The sequence below is a fragment of the Celeribacter halophilus genome, from assembly GCF_018860305.1.
GTDB classification, from domain to species: Bacteria; Pseudomonadota; Alphaproteobacteria; order Rhodobacterales; family Rhodobacteraceae; genus Celeribacter; species Celeribacter halophilus_A.
Genome location: NZ_JAHKPE010000031.1, coordinates 335519 through 351290, shown reverse-complemented (window position 1 = coordinate 351290; position 15772 = coordinate 335519). Strand labels below are relative to the sequence as shown.

Annotated in this window: 15 protein-coding genes and 1 riboswitch; of the genes, 13 read left to right on the top strand and 2 right to left on the bottom strand. The window is 64.3% G+C overall.

Annotated features, from left to right (window positions below; translation table 11 throughout):
* Positions 1 to 83 precede the first annotated feature (83 nt).
* On the bottom strand, positions 84 to 695 hold the full coding sequence (cobO, locus tag KO492_RS13540; RefSeq protein ID WP_216045443.1) for a cob(I)yrinic acid a,c-diamide adenosyltransferase: 612 nt from the start codon (positions 693 to 695) through the stop codon (positions 84 to 86).
* A 38-nt stretch (positions 696 to 733) separates the two neighbouring features.
* A riboswitch (cobalamin riboswitch) is annotated at positions 734 to 940 on the top strand.
* Between the two features lie 224 nt (positions 941 to 1164).
* Here cobO and KO492_RS13535 point away from each other — a divergent pair.
* The 7 genes from KO492_RS13535 to cobJ are packed head-to-tail and all read left to right on the top strand — an operon-like array spanning position 1165 to position 9270.
* On the top strand, positions 1165 to 1551 hold the full coding sequence (locus KO492_RS13535; protein WP_216045442.1) for a DUF1636 family protein: 387 nt from the start codon (positions 1165 to 1167) through the stop codon (positions 1549 to 1551).
* Positions 1548 to 2603, top strand: coding sequence for a cobalamin biosynthesis protein CobW (gene cobW / locus KO492_RS13530; protein WP_216045441.1), 1056 nt, complete (start codon positions 1548 to 1550; stop codon positions 2601 to 2603). Before KO492_RS13535 ends, cobW begins: the two co-directional genes overlap by 4 nt.
* Positions 2604 to 2613: 10 nt before the next feature.
* Positions 2614 to 5994, top strand: a complete 3381-nt coding sequence (cobN, locus tag KO492_RS13525; protein ID WP_216045440.1) for a cobaltochelatase subunit CobN — start codon at positions 2614 to 2616, stop codon at positions 5992 to 5994.
* Entirely contained in the window at positions 5991 to 7145 is a 1155-nt protein-coding gene (locus KO492_RS13520) for a cobalamin biosynthesis protein CobG (RefSeq protein WP_216045439.1), read from the top strand. The genes cobN and KO492_RS13520 overlap by 4 nt, the downstream gene beginning before the upstream one ends.
* The gene (locus KO492_RS13515) at positions 7129 to 7758 is read left to right on the top strand and encodes a precorrin-8X methylmutase (RefSeq protein ID WP_216045438.1); all 630 of its coding nucleotides are present in this window, start codon (positions 7129 to 7131) and stop codon (positions 7756 to 7758) included. The genes KO492_RS13520 and KO492_RS13515 overlap by 17 nt, the downstream gene beginning before the upstream one ends.
* A 7-nt stretch (positions 7759 to 7765) precedes the next feature.
* Positions 7766 to 8494 (top strand): precorrin-2 C(20)-methyltransferase, encoded by a 729-nt coding sequence (locus KO492_RS13510; protein ID WP_216045437.1) that lies wholly within the window; start codon positions 7766 to 7768, stop codon positions 8492 to 8494.
* Positions 8491 to 9270 carry a precorrin-3B C(17)-methyltransferase gene (gene cobJ / locus KO492_RS13505; protein ID WP_216045436.1) on the top strand — a complete coding sequence of 260 codons (780 nt, stop codon included), beginning with the start codon at positions 8491 to 8493 and terminating at the stop codon, positions 9268 to 9270. Before KO492_RS13510 ends, cobJ begins: the two co-directional genes overlap by 4 nt.
* Here the strand turns inward: cobJ and KO492_RS13500 are convergent.
* Positions 9243 to 9995 (bottom strand): cobalt-precorrin-6A reductase, encoded by a 753-nt coding sequence (locus tag KO492_RS13500; RefSeq protein WP_216045435.1) that lies wholly within the window; start codon positions 9993 to 9995, stop codon positions 9243 to 9245. The genes cobJ and KO492_RS13500 overlap by 28 nt on opposite strands.
* Between KO492_RS13500 and cbiE the strand changes: the two genes are divergently transcribed.
* The 6 genes from cbiE (at position 9994) to KO492_RS13470 (ending at position 15612) form a co-directional block, all read left to right on the top strand.
* Positions 9994 to 11199 carry a precorrin-6y C5,15-methyltransferase (decarboxylating) subunit CbiE gene (cbiE, locus tag KO492_RS13495; RefSeq protein WP_216045434.1) on the top strand — a complete coding sequence of 402 codons (1206 nt, stop codon included), beginning with the start codon at positions 9994 to 9996 and terminating at the stop codon, positions 11197 to 11199. The two genes, KO492_RS13500 and cbiE, sit on opposite strands and share 2 nt — an antisense overlap.
* Positions 11196 to 11690, top strand: a complete 495-nt coding sequence (locus tag KO492_RS13490) for a cobalamin biosynthesis protein (protein WP_216045433.1) — start codon at positions 11196 to 11198, stop codon at positions 11688 to 11690. Before cbiE ends, KO492_RS13490 begins: the two co-directional genes overlap by 4 nt.
* Entirely contained in the window at positions 11687 to 12481 is a 795-nt protein-coding gene (gene cobM, locus KO492_RS13485; RefSeq protein WP_216045432.1) for a precorrin-4 C(11)-methyltransferase, read from the top strand. Before KO492_RS13490 ends, cobM begins: the two co-directional genes overlap by 4 nt.
* Before the next feature lie 2 nt (positions 12482 to 12483).
* Positions 12484 to 13797, top strand: a complete 1314-nt coding sequence (locus KO492_RS13480) for a cobyrinate a,c-diamide synthase (RefSeq protein ID WP_216045929.1) — start codon at positions 12484 to 12486, stop codon at positions 13795 to 13797.
* A complete protein-coding gene (cobF, locus tag KO492_RS13475) occupies positions 13794 to 14528 on the top strand; it encodes a precorrin-6A synthase (deacetylating) (RefSeq protein WP_216045431.1) in 735 nt (244 codons plus the stop codon). The genes KO492_RS13480 and cobF overlap by 4 nt, the downstream gene beginning before the upstream one ends.
* A 208-nt stretch (positions 14529 to 14736) precedes the next feature.
* Positions 14737 to 15612: a fumarylacetoacetate hydrolase family protein gene (locus tag KO492_RS13470; protein ID WP_216045430.1), complete on the top strand. Its 876-nt coding sequence runs from the start codon at positions 14737 to 14739 to the stop codon at positions 15610 to 15612.
* The last annotated feature ends 160 nt before the right edge of the window (positions 15613 to 15772 follow it).

Here is a 15772-nt window from a genome sequence, read left to right as displayed (position 1 = left end):
GTTTTACGGTTGCGCGTGTCGGGCTTTGTCCTTGGACCATTCGCTCAGGCAGCACAAGAGGGGCGGGAGGAGAGTGTAGAGGCTCAGAACTCCACGCCTTTCTGGGCTTTGACACCCTCCTTGAACGGATGTTTCAGCAGAGTCATCTCGGTCACCAGATCGGCCGCTTCGATCAGCTCCGGCTTGGCATTGCGCCCCGTCAGGCAGACATGGGTCATGGGTGGTTTCTGGGTCAGCAGGAAATCCACCACCTCGTCAATGTCGAGATAGTCATAGCGCAGCGCGATGTTGATTTCGTCGAGTAGGACGAAGGAGATGGCGGGATCAAGGATTTGTTCCTTGGCAATGCGCCAGCCGTTTTGCGCCGCTGCCACATCGCGTTCGCGGTCCTGGGTTTCCCATGTGAACCCTTCGCCCGAGACAAAAAACCGCACCTCGTCGGGGAATCGTTCACGCAGGAATCTGCGCTCGCCGGTTTCCCAGTTGCCTTTGATAAACTGTACCACGGCGGCGGGCATGCCGTGGCTGATGCAGCGCATGATCATGCCGAAACCGGAGGAGGATTTGCCCTTGCCCGCGCCGGTATGCACCATGATGAGGCCCTTTTCCTCGGTCTTTGTGGCCATCATCCTGTCGCGGGCCGCTTTGATCTTGCGCATCTTTTCATTGTGGCGGGCGGTGAGGGCATCGGTCATGGGAAGCGGCCTTTTCTTGACAAGTCGGGAATTTGTCTGGCATCTGGCATCATGCTGGTGCCTGTGTAAACAGGTGAAAAGGGAATGCCGCGCCGAATGAGGCCAAGGCAGCCGCCCCCGCGACCGTGACCGGAGAGGCTTGCGCACCACTGACCCATCGGGGTTGGGAAGGGCGCAGGACCGACAATCGGGTAAGCCGATTGAAATCCGCAAGCCGGGAGACCTGCCAGCGTGAACCGAATGTTACCGGACGGGGTGTGCCGGGTGACGGGTCATGCCTCCGGCCTGTGCCGCTTGCAAAACCTGCGCCCCCTTCCTCCCGTGTCCGGCCCTGAATGCTGTAAACCCCGTGGGAGGGACGCGATGACGATGCAAAAGCCCGAGACGCAAAGGCGGCTCTGTGATCCGCTTGGTCAGTGTGATGCGCTGTGTGAGCTGTGGAGCGACCTGTCGCGCGGGCGGTGCCGTCATGGCTGACACCGAACTTCTGGTCTGTGTGAAATGCCGCAAAGGGCAGCAGGGCGCAGACGACATACGCCCCGGCCAGCGCCTCTTTAACACCCTGTCGCGCCATGCGCTGCCTGAAGGGCTGCGGCTGCGGGCGGTGGAATGTCTTCAGAACTGCAACGCGGGCTGCTCCGTGGTGCTGCGCGGGGGCAACCGCTGGACCTATGTCTATGGCGGGCTGGATGCCGAGAGTGATGCGCCGATGCTCCTTGACGGGGCGGCGCGCTATCACGCGACTGTGGACGGGTTGATCCCGTGGCGCGAACGCCCCGACCATTTCAAACGCAACTGCGTGGCCCGTGTGCCGCCGCTTGATTTTCCGGATGTAACCTCAGAGGCCGAGACATGACCGAACTTGCAAAACTGCCCGTCACAGTAATCACCGGATTTCTTGGCGCGGGCAAGACCACGCTGATCCGTGAATTGATGCAGAACCCCGGCGGCAAGCGCCTTGCGGTGGTGGTCAATGAATTCGGGGATGTGGGTGTGGATGGCGAAATCCTCAAAAGCTGTGCCATCCCCGACTGTCCGGCGGAGAATATCATGGAACTGTCCAACGGCTGTATCTGTTGCACTGTGGCCGATGATTTCATCCCGACCATCGAGGCGCTTATGGCGCTGGAGCCGCGCCCTGATCACATCCTGATCGAAACCAGCGGTCTGGCCCTGCCCAAGCCGCTGCTCAAGGCCTTCGACTGGCCGGATATTCGCTCCAAAATCACTGTGGACGGGGTGATTGCGCTGGCCGATGCCGAAGCTGTGGCCGCAGGGCGGTTTGCGCCCGATGTCGCCGCCGTCGATGCCCAGCGTCAGGCCGATGACAGTATCGATCACGAAACGCCGCTCTCCGAAGTTTTCGAGGACCAGATCTCCTGCGCCGATATCGTGCTTTTAACCAAGCCCGATCTGGCAGGGCTGGAGGGCGTGGCCAAGGCCAAGGCGGTGATCGCCAGCGAGGCGCCGCGCCCTGTGCCGGTGATCGAAGTGGCCGAAGGGGCGGTTGATCCGCGTGTCATTCTGGGGCTGGAGGCCGCTGCTGAAGACGATATGGATGCGCGGCCCAGCCACCACGACGATCACGGCGAGCACGAGCATGACGATTTCGACAGTATCGTGGTCGATCTGCCGGAACTGAGCGATCCGCAAACACTGGTGCGTGCCATCGAAACACTGGCCAAGGCGCATAACATCCTGCGTGTCAAAGGCTATGCCGCTGTGGCGAGCAAGCCGATGCGGCTTCTGGTGCAGGCTGTGGGCGCGCGTGTGCGTCATCAGTTCGACCGTCCTTGGGCGGCAGATGAGGCGCGGCAGGGGCGTCTGGTGGTGATTGCGGAACATGACGACATCGACAGGGAGGTGATCGAAGCCGCCGTTGGTGCTGTGCCGCAGTCAGTCGGGTAAGAGCCGCGCCATGCATGTCATCTTTCGTGAAAGTCACGGGTTGGAGGAAGGCGACACGCCGATGGATCTGGGGCAGACGCCCGCAGATCTTGTGGTGCTGTCCTATTCCGACAGCGACCTCGGGGCTTTCGCGCAGGCATGGCGGCAAGGCGGGGGGTGCACGGAGTTGCCTTCGCTGCGGCTGGCCAATCTGGTGGCGCTGCGCCATCCCCTGTCGGTGGATACCTATGTGGAGCAAACCCTGACGGGGGCCAAGGCCATCCTCGTGCGCCTGATCGGAGGTGTGTCCTACTGGTCCTACGGGGTGCAGCATCTGCGTGCTCTGGCACAGGAAAAGGGCATGGCTCTGGCGTTCCTGCCCGCAGACGGGCGCGTTGATCCGCAACTGGACACGGCATCGACCCTGCCGCTGCCGGTGCTGCGGCGTCTGGCGCATCTGTGCGATACGGGCGGCGCGGTGGCGGCAAAGGCGGCTCTGGAGGAACTGGCCCGTGCGGCGGGGCTGTTCTCTGTGCCGGAGACGGGGCCTGTTTCGGAGACGGTCACGGGGCTTGTCACGGGGGCAGAGACCTTGCCCGCCACAGGCGCATGGTCGCCGGAGCGCGGGGTGTATGATCCGTTGGATTTGCCACCCGCGTCCGGCCCGCGGATTGTGCTGAGCTTTTACCGTTCCTACCTTGTGGCCGCAGATACGGCCCCGATCGAGGCTTTGTTGCGTGCGTTTGCGGCGCGGGGCTATGAGTGCATCGCGCTTTTTGCGCCTTCGCTTAAAGCCGCAGGTGCCGCAGACTGGCTGCGGGCGCGTATCCGCCATCTGGCCCCCGATGCGATCGTGAACGCCACCGCCTTTTCGGGGCGCGGGGCAGGTGGCGCTGACGGGGAGGAAAGCGCCTCTCCGCTGGACGTGGGCGGGGTGCCTGTGTTTCAGGTCGCGCTCTCTACCGCACGGCGCAAGGCATGGGCAGACTCCGAGCGCGGCCTGTCTGCGGGTGATCTGGCGATGCATGTGGTGTTGCCGGAAGTGGACGGGCGGCTCATGGGGGGCGTGGTCTCATTCAAAGAGCCGGAGCGGCGTGATCCGGAGCTGCAATATGCCCGCTTTGCCCACAGGCCGGAGCCGGAGCGCATCGCGGCGGTGGTGGCTCGTGTTGATGGCTGGCTCAAGCTGGCGCGCTGTGCTGTCTTTGAGCGCCGCGTTGCGCTGATCCTGTCGACCTATCCGGGCAAGGACTGGAACATGGGTCATGCGGTAGGGCTGGATGCACCGGCCTCGGCCCTTGCCATGCTGGAAGACCTCAAAGATGCGGGCTATGACGTGAGCCAAGCGCCGGAAGACCTGACGCAGGCGCTGGGTGCGCGGTCTGTGTCTTTCTCCTTGGCGGACTACCATGCGGCACTGGCGCGTTTGCCGGAGAGGCTGCAAGAGGCGCTGGAGGCGACGTGGGGTGCGCCGGAGACGGATGCCGCGTGCCGTGACGGGGCCTTTCATTTCGCCGCCATCCGCCTCGGCAAACAGTGGATTGCGCTACAGCCGGAACGGGGAAGCGCAGAGCAGGCACGGGCGGAGGAGTATCACGACCTCTCGCGCACCCCGCGTCACGCCTATGTGGCCTTTTACCTCTGGCTGCAAAGCCGGTGCGATGCGCTGGTCCATATCGGTGCCCATGGCACGCTGGAATGGCTGCCGGGGAAATCCGTGGCGCTGTCCAGGGACTGCTGGCCGGAGGCGCTGACGGGGGCCTTGCCGGTGATCTACCCGTTTATTGTCAACGATCCGGGAGAGGCGGCACAGGCCAAGCGCCGGATCGGGGCGCTCACACTGGGACATATCCCGCCACCGCTGAAACAAAGCGGCACGCCGGAGCGCCTGTCGCATCTTGAGGCCTTGCTGGACGAGTTTTCCAATGCCGACGGGTTGGACCCGCGCCGCCGTGACCGGTTGCAGGGCGATATTCTGGGAGAGGCACAGGCGCTGGGCCTTGACGGTGATCTGGGCCTGTCCGGTGCACAGTCCTCGGCAGAGGCGATCACGCGGATCGACCGGTTTGTCTGTGACATCAAGGACAGCCAGTTCGGCGCAGGGCTGCATATCTGGGGACGTATGACGCAGGCAGAGGCAACAGAAGCCACGGAAACGGAGGCGGCGTTCGACATTGCGGCCGCTGTGGCGGCAGAGCGGGCCGCGCTTCCGGCTGCCCTCGACGGGCGCAGGATTGCGGCGGGGCCATCCGGCTCTCCCTATCGGGGCCGTGTGGATGTATTGCCCACAGGGCGCAATATGTTCACCACCGACCCGCGTGCCGTGCCGACGCGCTCTGCCTTTGCCCAAGGGGAGCGGTTGGCGGATGAGATGATCCGGCGGCATTTGCAGGACGAAGGTGACTGGCCGCGCGGGGTGATCGTCGATCTATGGGGCTCGGCCACCATGCGCACCGCAGGCGAGGAGTTTGCCATGGCGCTGGCGCTCTTGGGGGTGAAGCCGGTCTGGGACAAAGGTTCCGAACGGGTCTCCGGTATCGAAGTTGTGCCGCTGGCCGAAATGGACCGCCCGCGTATAGATGCCACCCTGCGGGTCTCCGGCCTGTTCCGCGATGTCTTTCCCACGCTCACAGCGATTTATGCGCAGGCGGTGCGGGTGCTGTCCGCGCGTGACGAGGCCCCCGACATGAACCCGTTTGTGCAAGGCAGGGAGACGGCGCGGGTCTACGGGCCTGCTCCGGGGGACTATGGTCTGGGCATGTCCGCGATGCTGGATGACTATAGCGAGGAGAGCCGCACTGCCGCAGGGCAGGCGTGGATCAAAGCATCCTCTTGGGCTTTGGATGGTGAAGGGGCCATATGCGACGAGGACGGGCTGCGCGCGCGTCTGGAGGGGGCGGATACATTCGTGCATCTTCAGGATCTGCCGGAAACCGATCTGTTGCTGGCCTCGGACTATGCGGCCCATGAGGCGGGGTTTGCTGCGGCCAAGGCACAGGTCGGCGGGGCAGGTGACGGCAAGGCGGCGCTCTGGCATCTTGATAACACCGACCCCGAGAGACCGCGCACACGCAGCCAGAGAGAAGAGATCGCACGGGTGGTTCAGGCTCGTGCCGCCAATCCCGACTGGATCGCGGGGATGCGCGCCCACGGGTTTCGCGGCGCGGCGGAGATCGCGGCGATCTTGGAGCATATGGCTGCCTTCGCCCATTTGTCCGGAACTGTCGGGCCGCATCTCTTTGATCTCTACTATGAGGCCACCTTGAATGATGCGGCGACGCGAGATTTTCTGAAAGAGGCGAATCCGGAGGCTTATGCGGCCATGCGCACACGGTTTCAGGCGCTCATGGAGGCGGGGCTCTGGCAGACTCGGCGCAACTCTGTGCGTGCGGGACTGGAGGCGGAAGAATGACAACACCAGAGGTCAAAGGATGGTGCCCCGGTGCCCACAGGCCGATGATGTCGGGCGACGGGCTTGTGGTGCGTATCCGTCCGCGCTTTGCCCGTTTGACGCCTGCGCAGGTGCTGGGGCTGTGTGATCTGGCGATGCGCTTTGGGACGGGGTTTCTTGATCTGACCAATCGCGCCAACCTACAACTGCGCGGCCTCAAGCCGGAGGATCACGAGGCGGTGTTGCACAGTCTCGGGGCGCTGGATCTGTTGGATGCCGACCCAAAGATTGAGAGCCGCCGCAATATCCTTGTGTCGCCGTTCTGGGAGAGCGGTGATGACACATATGGCCTGACGCAGGCGCTTTTGGCCGCGCTGGGCGAGATGCCGGAGATGCCCGCCAAGGTGGGCTTTGCGGTGGATACGGGCGTGGCGCCGGTGTTGACGGCGGCCCCTGCGGATTTCCGTTTCGAACGCTCGGAACAGGGGTTGATCCTGCGTGCGGACGGGGCGGAAAAGGGCCGCAAGGTGCGCCAAGAGGACGCCATGCCTGCGCTTTTCGAGATGATCGACTGGTTCAACGCCCGACGCGGGCTGGAGCGGCGGCGGATGGCCGCTGTGGTGGCGCAGGAGGCGCTGCCCTCCGCGTGGCAGGCGGTGCCGCCGCGCCCTTCAGCACCTGTGCCTGCCTTGGGGGCGCATCCCCTCGGGGCGCTCTTTGGGGCAGGCTTCGGCCAGATTGATGCGGCGGCGCTCAAAGACAGCCTGCTTGCCAGCGGCGCGGTGGCGCTGCGGGTGACGCCGTGGCGGGCGTTCCTCTTGGAAGGGGCTAAAGCCGGTTTTCAGGCCCCGTTCATCACCACGCAGGATGATTCGCTGCTCAGGGCACGTGCCTGTGCGGGGGCGCCGTCCTGTCCGCAGGCCACGGTCGAGACCCGCGCACTGGCGGCTCAACTGGCGCAAACCCTTTGCGGCGATCCCGCAGGCGGGGTGCATGTGTCGGGATGCGCCAAGGGCTGTGCCCTGCCGCGTGCGGCGGCGGTGACCTTGGTGGGGCGTGACGGCGTGTTCGATCTTGTTCTCAACGGTGCCCCTTGGGACACTCCGGTGCAACGCGGGTTGACCCCCGCCCAATGTAGAGATGTGAAGTATCCAGATGCCCTACAGCTATGAAAAAGACGGCGCGGCGATTTACCGCCAGAGCTTTGCCACCATCCGGTCCGAGGCGGATCTGGCAGGGTTCACGGCGGAGGAAGAACAGATCGCGGTGCGGATGATCCACGCCTCCGGCATGGTGGGGCTTGAGAAACATATCCGGTTTTCTTCCGGCTTCGCTCAGGCCGCCCGCAGTGCGCTGGAGGCCGGTGCGCCGGTGTTATGCGATGCGCGGATGGTGTCCGAAGGGGTCACACGCGCCCGCCTTCCGGCGCAGAACGAGGTGATCTGCACCCTGCAAGACCCGCGTGTGCCGGAGATGGCCCGCGAGATGGGCAACACCCGTTCGGCGGCGGCGCTGGAATTGTGGCGTCCCCGTCTGGCGGGCGCTCTGGTGGCCATCGGCAATGCGCCTACGGCCTTGTTTCATCTGCTCAACATGCTCGAAGACCCCGACTGCCCGCGCCCTGCGGCGATCATCGGCTGTCCGGTGGGCTTTGTCGGCGCGATGGAGAGCAAGGCGGCGCTTTGGGCGGACCAGCCGGTGCCCTGCGCGATTGTCGAGGGCCGTCTGGGCGGCAGCGCGATCACCGTGGCCGCCATCAACGCAATTGCAAGCCGTAAGGAATGAACAGGCAATGACGACGGGAACGATCTACGGCTTGGGGCTTGGCCCCGGTGATCCGGATTTGATGACGGTGCGCGCCGACCGTCTGTTGCGCAAGGCCCGCCATGTGGCCTTTTTCCGCAAGGCCGGACGCAAGGGACAAGCGCGCCAGAGTGTCGAGGGGCTGATCCCCGAAGATGCGGTGGAATATCCGATGGAATATCCGGTGACCACGGAAATTCCCTTTACCGATCCCGAATACAACCGCCTTCTGGCGCAATTCTACGAGACCTGCACCGCGCGGCTGGTGGAGCTTGCGCGTGCGGGCGAGGATGTTGTGGTGTTGTGCGAGGGCGATCCGTTCTTCTACGGCTCTTTCATGCATCTCTACATGCGGCTGCTCGATCAGGTGCCGGTGGAGGTCGTTCCCGCGATCACCGGCATGTCAGCGGCATGGACCGCGACAGGGGCGCCGATCACTTGGGGCGATGATGTGCTGGGCGTATTGATGGGCACGCTGCCCGAAGCGGCGCTGGTCGAAGGGATCAGCCGCTCTGACGCGGTGGTGATCATGAAGATCGGCCGGCATATCGACAAGGTGCGGGCCGCATTGCGCGCCGCCGGTAAATACGAGCAGGCGTGGCTGGTGGAATATGCCTCCATGCCGCAGCAGACGGTGCAGCGTCTGGCCGAGGTGGAGGGCAAGGTCACGCCCTATTTCTCGATCATCATTGTGCATGGCAAAGGGCGGCGGCCATGAGCGGGGTGGCACAGGGCGGCTGGCTCGTCATTGCGGGGCTGGGGCCGGGAGACTGGCGGCTGGTGACGCCGGAGGTGGAGGAGGCTCTGGCCGAAGCCACGGATATCATCGGCTATATCCCCTATGTGGCGCGGGTGCCGGACCGTGCGGGTCTTGTCAAACATGCATCCGACAACCGCGTGGAGATCGACCGTGCGCGCCATGCGCTTGAACTGGCGGCAAAGGGTCGGCGCGTGGTTGTGGTGTCTTCGGGCGATCCCGGTGTCTTCGCAATGGCCTCGGCGGTGTTCGAGGCGTTGGAAGCGGGGCCGGAGGCATGGCGGGCGCTCGATCTGCGCGTCCTGCCGGGGATCACCGCGATGCTGGCTGCAAGCGCCCGCGCCGGTGCGCCCTTGGGCCATGATTTCTGCGCGATCAACCTGAGTGACAATCTCAAACCTTGGGCCCTGATCGAAAAGCGCCTGCGCCTTGCGGTGGAGGGGGATTTTGCGATGGCCTTTTACAACCCGCGCTCGAAATCCCGCCCCGAAGGCTTTGCGCGGACGCTTGAGCTGCTCAATGAGACCTGCGGAGACCGGCGGCCTGTGATCTTTGCCCGTGCCGTGTCCACGCCTGACGAAGAGTTGCGCGTGGTGCCCTTGCCGGAGTGCACCCCCGAAATGGCAGACATGCGCACGGTGGTGATTGTCGGCTCCTCGCGCACCCGTATCATCGCGCGGGACAAGGCGGGTGGTCGCGGCCCGATTGTCTACACGCCAAGATCGGTGCCGGTATGAAGCCAGTCCAGAGCCGCCTCCACATCATAGACCTCGCGCCGCTGCGGCAGGGCGGGACGGTCGATCATCACCACCGGCAGGCCAAGCTGACGCGCGGCGGTGATTTTGGCCACAGCACCCGTGCCGCCCGCATTTTTGGAGACGACCATCTGTATGCCGTGCTCTTGCATCAACCGCGTGTCGGCCTCCACGTCAAAGGGGCCGCGATCGATGATGACGTCTGCATGGGGCAGGGGCAAGGGCCTGTCGGGCGGATCGACGAGGCGCAACAGGTAGTGATGCTGCGGCTGGCGGGCAAACTCCGCCAGATGCATCCGTCCCACCGCCAGCATGACCCGCAGGGGCGGGCGGTCCAGTGCGGCTACAGCGCCCTCCATGTCGGGCACATGCACCCAGTGATCGCCGGACACCGCCTGCCACGGGGCGCGGGTCAGGGCGAGCAGCGGCACGCCGGTCTCTGCGCAGGCGATGATGGCGTGACGGCTCATCTGCGCCGCAAAAGGATGCGTGGCATCAATCACATGGCTGATCTTTTCGGCCACAAGGTAGCTGCGCAGCCCCGCCACCCCGCCAAACCCGCCGCTGCGAACGGGCAGGGCGCTGGCCTTCGGACGTGCGACACGGCCTGCAAGCGACAGGGTGGCGTTCAGCCCGAGCTCGGCCACGCGGGCGCACAGGGCTCTGGCTTCCAGCGTGCCACCCAAAATCAGGAGGTTCATGGTCATGTCTGAGCACCCTTGGCTGACGATCATCGGTCTGGGCGAAGATGGACCGGATGGTCTCTCGCCTGCAAGCCTTGCCGCGCTGGAAGCGGCGGAAATTGTCATGGGACCGCCGCGCCACCTGTCGCTTCTGCCCGATCTCCACGGCGAGACGCGGGTCTGGCCCGTGCCCTTTGCCGATGGGGTGGCGCAATTGCTGGCTTTGCGCGGGCGGCGCGTTGTGGTGCTGGCCTCCGGTGATCCGTTCTGGTTCGGCGCGGGCCGCGTTCTGTCGCGAGAGCTTGCGCCGCAGGAATGGCGGTCCTTTCCGAACCTGTCCTGTTTCGCGCTGGCGGCCAACCGGCTCGGCTGGGCGCTGGAGACTACCTCCTGCCTCGGATGCCACGCCGCACCGATCAGCCGCCTGCGCCCGCATCTTCATGACGGTGCGCGACTGATCGTTACCCTGCGCGACGGGACGGGGCCGGAGGCGCTTGCGGCCTATCTGGGCGCAGAGGGCTTTGCCGAGAGCCGTCTGCATGTGATGGAGGCACTGGGCGGTCCGCGCGAGCATGTCACCTCTTGGACGGCTGCGGAATTGGAAGAGCACGCGGAGACCGAATTCACCGCGCCGCTCTGTGTGGCTGTTGCTGTGGCCGGAGCGGGCAGGGTGATGCCCAAAGCCGGCGGCCTGCCGGATGACTGGTTCGATCATGACGGCCAGATCACCAAACGTCCGGTGCGTGCCCTGACGCTTTCCACCCTCGCGCCGCGCCCGATGGAGCACCTTTGGGATATTGGTGGCGGGTCCGGCTCTGTCGCGATTGAATGGCTTTTGGCCCATCCCATGACCGAGGCCACAACGGTGGAGATCGACCCCGCACGCGCCGCGCGGATCACCCAGAACGCCGCGCGTCTTGGTGTGGATCGTCTGCGGGTAGAGCAGGGCGATGCCTTGGAGGTGATCGACCGGCTCGCCCCGCCGGATGCGGTGTTTGTGGGCGGCGGTCTGACCGAAGCCCTGTTGCAGCGTCTGAGCGAGCGGGCCAAAGGGGCGCGATTGGTGGTCAATGCGGTGACGCTTGAAAGCGAGATGCTGCTCACCCAATGGCAGGCGCGTCTGGGCGGGGACCTGCTCCGGCTGGCCCTGTCCGAGGTCACGCCTTTGGGCCGCAAACGCGGGTGGCGTTCGTCCTATCCCATCGTGCAATGGAGCGTGATGCTATGAGGGACACAGGACGGAGTGCCTCGGAGCGTCCGGCGGGCGTCATCGCAGGGTTCGGGTTTCGCACCGGCGCATCTGTGCAGAGCTTCGAGGATGCTTTGGCGCAGGCAGCACAGGGGCGAGAGGTCACTGCCATCGCTACGCTGTCGGATAAGGCCGCGACGCCCGCGTTTGCGGCCTTTCTTCGCGCCACGGGCCTGCCGCTTTATTGCGTCTCGCAGGAACAGGTTCAGCGGATGGGCACCGCCACACAGAGCACCGCCTCACAGGCCGCGCGCCAGACCGGTAGCGTGGCCGAGGCCGTGGCCCTTGCCGCCGCAGGGCGCGGGGCGCGGCTTTTGGGCGCGCGTGTGGTTTCGCAGGACCGCAGGGCGACCTGTGCGCTGGCTGTGATCGAAGCATCAGAGACCTGTGCACCCGACAAGACAACTTCTGACACAACAATCCCTGACAAGAAAACCTCCAACGCGTTCAATCAAGGAGAGATATCATGACCGTTCATTTCATCGGGGCCGGCCCCGGAGCGCCCGATCTTCTGACCCTGCGCGGGCGCGATCTTATCCATGCCTGCCCCGTCTGTCTCTACGCCGGATCGCTGGTGCCGGAGGCGGTTCTGGCCCATTGTCCCGAAGGCGCGAAAATCGTGAATACCGCGCCGATGGACCTCGACCAGATCATCGCGGAAATCCGAACCGCCCATGCGCTGGGGCTGGACGTGGCGCGGTTGCATTCCGGCGATCTCTCGGTCTGGTCGGCCATGGGCGAGCAAATGCGGCGGCTCAAGGCGCTTGGCATTCCCGTCTCCGTCACCCCCGGCGTGCCGTCCTTTGCGGCGGCTGCGGCGGCTCTGGGCACCGAATTGACCCTGCCCGGTGTGGCGCAATCTGTGGTGCTGACGCGGACCTCGGGGCGGGCCTCATCGATGCCGGAGGGCGAGACGCTTACGAATTTTGCCGCCACGGGGGCGACACTGGCCATTCACCTGTCGGTGCAGAACCTTGCGCGTGTGGTCGAAGAACTGAGCCCCGCCTATGGGGCGGATTGTCCGGTGGCTGTGGTCTATCGGGCAAGCTGGCCTGACGAACAGATCATTCGCGGCACGCTGTCGGATATTGAATCCCGTCTGGGCGCGGAAATTCGGCGCACGGCCCTGATCCTTGTCGGACCGGCGCTGGCGGGCGAAGGCTTTGATGAGAGCTGTCTCTATGCGGTGGATTACGACCGCCGCTACCGTCCGCAAAGCGCCGACAGCCCGTGGTCGGGCTGGACGCCGGAAAAGGCATGACGATGCGCGGGCTTCTGATCTCCGCGCCATCGTCGGGCACAGGCAAGACCACGGTGATGCTGGGGCTGCTGCGTGCATTGGCCGAGGACGGGCTCAAGGTGCAGCCGTTCAAATCCGGCCCCGATTATATCGATCCGGCGTTTCACCGTGCCGCGTCCGGACGGGCGTCCTTCAATCTCGATACATGGGCGATGGATGAGAAGCTGTTGTCCGCGATTTCGGCCGAGGCGGATGGTGCGGATATTTGCGTCGCGGAAGGCTCTATGGGCCTGTTCGACGGGGTTGCCACGCGGGGGAGGACAGGGTTCGGCTCCAGCGCGGAGACGGCGCGGCGTTTTGGCTGGCCTGTGGTGCTTGTGCTTGATGTGGGCGGGCAGGCGCAAAGTGCGGCGGCCACGGCCTTGGGCTTTCGCAGCTATATGCCGGACCTGCCCTTTGCGGGGGTGATCCTCAACCGCGTGGCCTCTGCGCGCCATGAACGGCTGACGCGGCTGGGCATGGACCGTGCGGGCCTGCCGGTTCTGGGCGTTTTGCCTCGGCGCGGTGATCTGACCCTGCCGGAGCGGCATCTGGGGCTTATTCAGGCGGTGGAACATCCTGATCTGGAGGCGGCGATTGCGGGCTATGCGGAGTTTTTGCGCGAACATGTCGATCTGGAGGCGCTGAAAGCGGCAGCGCGAGGGGGAGAGCCGACAGGTGCGCGTCCACCGTTGCCGCGTCCGCCAGCGCAGAGGATCGCACTGGCGCAGGATGCGGCGTTTTCTTTTACCTACCCCCATCTGCTCGAAGGCTGGCGGCGGGCAGGGGCGGAGATCCTGCCGTTTTCTCCACTGGCCGACGAGCCGCCGGATGCGCAGGCCGATCTCATCTGGCTGCCCGGCGGGTATCCGGAGTTGCACGCCGGACGGCTGGCGGCGGCAGAGCGTTTCAAGGCGGGGCTGCGCCAACATGCCGAACGCGGGCCGGTGCATGGCGAATGCGGCGGCTACATGGCGCTGGGGGAGGCGCTGATCGACAAGAGCGGCGTGCGGCACCAGATGGCGGGGCTGTTGGGCTTGGTCACAAGCTATGAGAAACGCAAGTTCCATTTGGGCTACCGGCGGGCGGTGCTGAGTTCCTCGATGCCGGGACAGGCGGCGGGACAGGCTCTGCGCGGCCATGAGTTCCACTATTCGACCATCCTGAGCCAGCCCGACGCCCCTCTGGCCGAGGTGTTTGATGCGGATGGCGCCCCCGTGCCTGAGACCGGATCGAAACGCGGCGCGGTTACAGGCACGTTCTTTCACCTGATCGCAGCGGAGGAGGACAGCGCATGACCGAGCTTTGGTTGATCGGCATCGGGACGGGCAATCCCGACCATGTGACGCTTGAAGGGCAAAAGGCACTTCGGGACGCGGCCACGGTGCTGATCCCGCGCAAGGGGGCGGGCAAGGAAGATCTGGCCCATCTGCGCCTTGATATTCTCGTGGCTTCAAAGACGCAGGCACGGGTGGTCTATGTCGACATGCCCGAACGGGATGACAGCCTGCCGTATCAGACCCGCGTGGCGCTTTGGCATGACGAGATCGCCCGACGCTGGCAGGTGGCGCTTGAGGCGGTGCCAGAGGGGCCTGTCGCGCTTCTGGTCTGGGGTGATCCGGGCCTCTATGACAGCACCTTGCGGATTGCCGCTCGTCTTGATCCCGCGCCAAAGCTGCGCGTCGTTCCGGGGATCACCGCGCTTCAGGCGCTCACCGCCGCCCATGCGATCCCGTTCAATACGGTAAACGGCGCGGTGACGGTGACCACAGGGCGCAGGCTGCGCGATCACGGCTGGCCCGAGGGGGCGCAAACGGTGATCGTGATGCTGGACGGCGCGTGCAGTTTCCAGAGCCTTGATCCGACAGGTCTGCATATCTGGTGGGGGGCCTTTCTGGGCATGGCGGATCAGGTGCTCGACAGCGGCGCTTTGGCAGAGGCCGGACCGCGCATCGTGGAGCGCCGCGCAAATGCCCGCGCACGTCACGGCTGGATCATGGATACCTATTTGCTACGGCGGGACGCATAGCGACTTTGAAGCTTGGTCTGCGGAGAATTTCTAAATCCATTTTGATTCAAGGTGTTGCGGCGCATTCCTCAATTTATTGAGAGTGTGAATTGTTCGGGCCTCTGTGTTCCCCATGCGATGTTTTGCGCCTTTTTGCTAAAATATCGATATTTATTGACATGAGTTAAATATATCGCCAAAAGTGAGGAAAATTAAGAAAGGAACACGCATGAAACTTTTGGTTGGGACAGTGAACGGCACAACATCGGTCTATCGCGTGGACGGGGAGCAAGCGCTGAACCTGACCGAGGCGCTGGATGGCGTTGGCAGCGATTTGTCGGGATTGATTGCGTGCGACGCCCTGTGTAACGCGGCGCGAAAATTGTCGACAGGGGATGCGACGGTTCCTGTGGCTGACATTACGCCGGAACTTCCGGTCGAACGCCCCGACAAGATCCTGTGTCTTGGGCTGAACTATATCGAGCATATCAAGGAAGGTGGCTACGACATCCCCGATTATCCGGCGATGTTCATGCGCACGCGCCAGTCTGTTATGGCGGCTGGAGCGGCTTTGGTGCGTCCGGGCTGTTCGGAGACACTGGATTACGAAGCGGAACTGATGATTGTGATCGGAAAGGGCGGGCGGCATATCAGCGAAGCCGATGCGCTGGATCACGTCTTTGGCTACACGGTATTCAATGACGGGTCCGTGCGCGAATACCAGCGCAAGACGCATCAATGGACGCCGGGCAAGAATTTCGACCAGACCGGTGCCATCGGCCCCTATGTGGTCACGCCCGAAGACCTGCCCGAAGGGGCTAAGGGGCTCAAGATCGAGAGCCGTGTCGGGGCGGAGATTTTGCAACGGTCCAACACGTCCAACATGATCTGGGGTGTGGCGCAGACCATCGCGATCATGTCCGAATTTACCACGCTTGAGGCGGGAGACCTGATTGCCATGGGCACGCCGCCGGGGGTGGGGCATGCGAAGAAACCGGACCCGCGCTGGCTGCGTCCGGGAGAGGTGGTCGAGATCGAGATCGAAAAAATCGGCATCTGTGCCAGCCCGATTGTCGATGAGGCGGATTTGCCCGCAGCGGGGTAAGACCTTTCCTCTTTGCACGATGACTGTTGCGAGGGGGCAAAAACAAAAAGCGTAAGAGGAGACGCTTTGAAAACGCGACCGCATCCGGAGGAGGTTCGGGTGTGGCTCAACGCAAAACGCGCTGTCCCTGACGGTGCGTTCCATGTCTTTCTGGGAGGAA